Origin of the sequence: Methylobacterium oryzisoli (assembly GCF_046557895.1) — a bacterium.
In the GTDB taxonomy this organism is placed as follows: domain Bacteria; phylum Pseudomonadota; class Alphaproteobacteria; order Rhizobiales; family Beijerinckiaceae; genus Methylobacterium; species Methylobacterium oryzisoli.
In genome coordinates this window covers 78454-80543 of record NZ_JBKIBX010000030.1, presented here as the reverse complement: position 1 = coordinate 80543, position 2090 = coordinate 78454, and the positions used below count along the sequence as shown (strand labels likewise).

The 2090-nt window shown below is 71.7% G+C and carries 2 protein-coding genes; both read left to right on the top strand.

Annotated features, from left to right (window positions below):
• Positions 1-75: 75 nt before the first annotated feature.
• Positions 76-1383 (top strand): fumarylacetoacetase, encoded by a 1308-nt coding sequence (gene fahA / locus ACKUB9_RS23805; protein ID WP_407527608.1) that lies wholly within the window; start codon positions 76-78, stop codon positions 1381-1383.
• A complete protein-coding gene (gene maiA / locus ACKUB9_RS23800) occupies positions 1380-2015 on the top strand; it encodes a maleylacetoacetate isomerase (protein WP_407527605.1) in 636 nt (211 codons plus the stop codon). Before fahA ends, maiA begins: the two co-directional genes overlap by 4 nt.
• Positions 2016-2090 lie beyond the last annotated feature (75 nt).

The window sequence follows — 2090 nt, the reverse complement described above, 5'->3', positions numbered from 1 at the left end:
GCTGCAGCGGGATTACGGCGACTACGGCCGGGCGCTGGCGCGTCACTTCGACCCGAACCGGCCGGAGGCGCGGTGATGAGCGCGATCGATCACACCCACGCTCCGGCCCTGCGCAGCTGGGTTCCGGGGGCGGACGGCCACGCGGATTTCCCGATCCAGAACCTGCCGCTCGGCGTGTTTTCGCCGAACGGCGAGGCACCGCGAGCGGGCGTCGCGATCGGCGAGCGCATCCTCGACCTGCCGGCGCTGCTCGCCGCGAACCTGCTGTCGGGGACGGCTGCCGATGCGGTCGAGGCGGCGGGAGCGACCCTCAACGGTCTCCTGGGGCTCGGCGCGGGACCGCGCCGGGCGTTGCGGGCTCGCCTGTCCGAGCTCCTCGCCGAGGGCTCTCCCGCGCGGAATCAGGTCGCGCCGCTCCTCCACGATGCGGCGGCCGCCCAGCTGCACCTGCCGGCCACGATCGGCGACTACACCGACTTCTACGTCGGCATCCACCACGCGGAGAACATCGGCAAGCAATTCCGGCCCGACAACCCGCTCCTGCCGAACTACAAGCACGTGCCGATCGGCTACCACGGCCGCGCCTCCTCGATCCGGCCCTCCGGCATCCCGGTGCGCCGCCCGCGCGGGCAGTCGAAGCCGCCGGACGCGGCGGAGCCGGTCTTCGGTCCCTCGCGCCGGCTCGACTACGAACTCGAACTCGGGGTCTGGATCGGCCCCGGCAATGCGCTCGGCGAGCCGATCTCGATCGGCGAGGCGCACGCGCACGTCGCGGGTGTTTGCCTGCTCAACGACTGGTCGGCCCGGGACATCCAGGCCTGGGAATACCAGCCGCTCGGGCCGTTCCTCTCCAAGAACTTCGCCAGCACCATCTCGCCCTGGATCGTCACCGCGGAGGCGCTCGCTCCCTTCCGGATCGCGCAAGCGCCCCGGCCGGAGGGCGATCCGCGCCCGCTGCCCTACCTCACCGACGAGGCCGACCAGCGCCTGGGTGCCTTCGACATCCGGCTCGACGTCCTTCTGATGACGCCCGGCCTGCGCGAGGCCGGGCTCGCCCCTCACCGGATCTCGGCGTCGAACACGCGGCACATGTACTGGACCGTGGCGCAGATGGTGGCCCACCACACCAGCGGCGGCTGCGATCTGCGGCCGGGCGACCTGCTCGGCACGGGCACGATCTCCGGCCCGGACTTGGAGGCCTGCGGCAGCCTCGTCGAGGCGACTCTCGGCGGCAGACAGCCGCTCCGGCTCGCCTCCGGCGAGGAGCGCCGGTTCCTTGAGGACGGCGACGAGGTGATCCTGCGGGCCCGCGCGGTGCGCGACGGCTTCGCGTCGATCGGCTTCGGCGAGTGCCGGGCGGAGATCCTCGGAGCGGTCGCATGAAGCTCTACGGCTACTGGCGCTCGACGTCGTCCTACCGGCTGCGCATCGCCCTCGCCCTCAAGGGCCTGGCGCCCGAGCAGGTGCCCGTCCACCTCGTGCGGAACGGGGGCGAGCAGCACAGCGAGGCCTATCGGCAGATCAACCCGCAGCAGCGCGTGCCGGCCCTCGCCCTCGACGACGGCCGCGTGCTGATCCAGTCGCCGGCCGTCATCGAGTACCTGGAGGAGGTCTATCCGGAACCGCCCTTGCTCCCGGCGGATCCCGTCGACCGCGCCCGGGTGAGAGCGGTGGCGGCGATCATCGGCTGCGACATCCATCCGCTGCACAACGTCGGACCCCTGAACCATCTGCGGCGCGATCTCGGCCGTCCGGAGGAGGAGGTCGGCGCCTGGATCGCGCGGTGGATCGTTGACGGTTTTTCCGCGATCGAGTCGCTGATCGAGGGCGAGGCCTATTGTTTCGGAGCCGCACCCGGCCTCGCCGACGTGTATCTGGTTCCGCAGGTCTACGCGGCCCGCCGTTTCGCCGTGGCGATGGAGGCTTTCCCGAAGATCGCGCGCGCTGCTGCCCGTGCGGAGGCCGATCCTGCCTTCCAGGCAGCGCATCCCTCGCGGCAACCCGACGCCGAATGACAGGACTGGGCGATGCGCTGAATCGTTGATTCAGCACGCCCGCCGCGTCGAGGCTCGCCGCCGGCGGTGAGCCCC

Bases quoted from the DNA above. Each gene is read 5' to 3' on its own strand.
- maiA (WP_407527605.1), top strand. From the start codon at position 1,380: ATGAAGCTCTACGGCTACTGGCGCTCGACGTCGTCCTACCGGCTGCGC.
- fahA (WP_407527608.1), top strand. From the start codon at position 76: ATGAGCGCGATCGATCACACCCACGCTCCGGCCCTGCGCAGCTGGGTT.